The 1,408-nt window shown below is 51.5% G+C and carries 2 protein-coding genes; both read left to right on the forward strand.

The annotated features are described in order from the left end of the window. The coding region (locus D6694_15730) for a polysaccharide export protein (GenBank protein RMH33088.1) at positions 1–759 on the forward strand (759 nt) is incomplete at its 5' end. Between the two features lie 62 nt (positions 760–821). Next, on the forward strand, positions 822–1,265 hold the full coding sequence (locus D6694_15735; protein RMH33089.1) for a four helix bundle protein: 444 nt from the start codon (positions 822–824) through the stop codon (positions 1,263–1,265). Positions 1,266–1,408: the final 143 nt, after the last annotated feature.

Below are 1,408 nucleotides of genomic sequence, written 5' to 3' on the forward strand. Positions count from 1 at the left end.
CTCTACCTTCTGATCTTGCTCATGGGCACTTCCTGTGTCCGCTACCGCGATTTGCTGGTATTCAACGAAGGACCCGAGTTTCCGGAAGGGGCCGTGCCCATCGAAGCCGATTTCCGCTTGCGCGTGCAGCCCGACGATATTTTGTACATTAGTGTTCACACAATAGATGAGGAGCTCAGCAAGCCGTACAACCTGATCATGGGTACGAATATTACAAACCTTGGTGCCAATGTTGCCCAGAATCCACTTATAGGTTATCTGGTAGGCCCCAAGGGGTATATCGATTTTCCCGGTTTGGGGCCCTTGCATGTAGGGGGACTCACGCTCGAGGAAGTAAAGCAGCTTCTTCTACAGCGTTTGCAGCCCTATTTGCGCGACCCCGTGGTGCGCGTGCGCTTCCTCAATTTCAAAGTGAGTGTAATGGGAGAAGTCCGAAATCCGGGAGTGCAGAATTTCACGCAGCAGCGCGTCACCATCCTCGAAGCCCTCGCCCAAGCCGGCGACGTGACGGACGTGGGCCGCCGCGACAACATCCTGGTCATTCGCGAAAACAATGGCGTGCGCGAGTACGGCCGCATCAACCTGCACGACCGCAACCTCTTCCAGTCGCCCTATTTCTACCTCAAGCAAAACGACATCATCTACGTGCAGCCGGGCAAGGCCAAGATGCTGACTGTGGTGGATCCGGTGCAGAAGGTGGGGCCGTGGCTGGGTGTGTTGTCGTCGTTGATTTCGCTTGCGTTGATCCTTACGAGGTGAGCGCGTTCCGCTGACGATGGACGATAGACAATAGACGATAGACCACCATTCATCGTTCATAGATCTTTGTCCGACTGGTGTACAAGTTTGAAAAACTCGAGGTTTGGAAACTTGCACTCGACTACCTCGAGAGAGTGTATGAATATTCAGGTGCCCTCCCGGAAGATGAAAAGTTCAACCTGGTTTCGCAGTGGCGGAGGGCCGCTACTTCCGTTTGCCTGAACATTGCAGAAGGATCCTCCGGCGGATCGGACAAAGTACAGAGAAGATTTTTGGGTATAGCCCTCCGCTCTTTGATTGAAACGGTGGCAATTCTGAAAATTGTTGAGAAAAGAAAAATGCTACCTGCTGACAGGTTGAATGAGATGTATCGCGATTCTCAAACGTTAGCGAAAAAACTTTATGCATTCAAGACATACCTTGAAAACAAAGATGGAAGTTTCCGGGAGCCGGAAGCAGAATACGACTCGAATTGGTTGATCGATTGGCATGACGAATCCGAGTGAGCAAAATTCCATCGTCCATCGTCCATCGTCTATCGTCAGAGTGGTAATCTGAAATGAAAAATCGTTGCGTGTCGTGGCGCCCCCGATTTGCATCGGGACAGGCGTTGCGTCGTGGCGCGAGGAAATAATACTTGAAAATGAAC

Source organism: Gammaproteobacteria bacterium (assembly GCA_003696665.1).
In the GTDB taxonomy this organism is placed as follows: domain Bacteria; phylum Pseudomonadota; class Gammaproteobacteria; order Enterobacterales.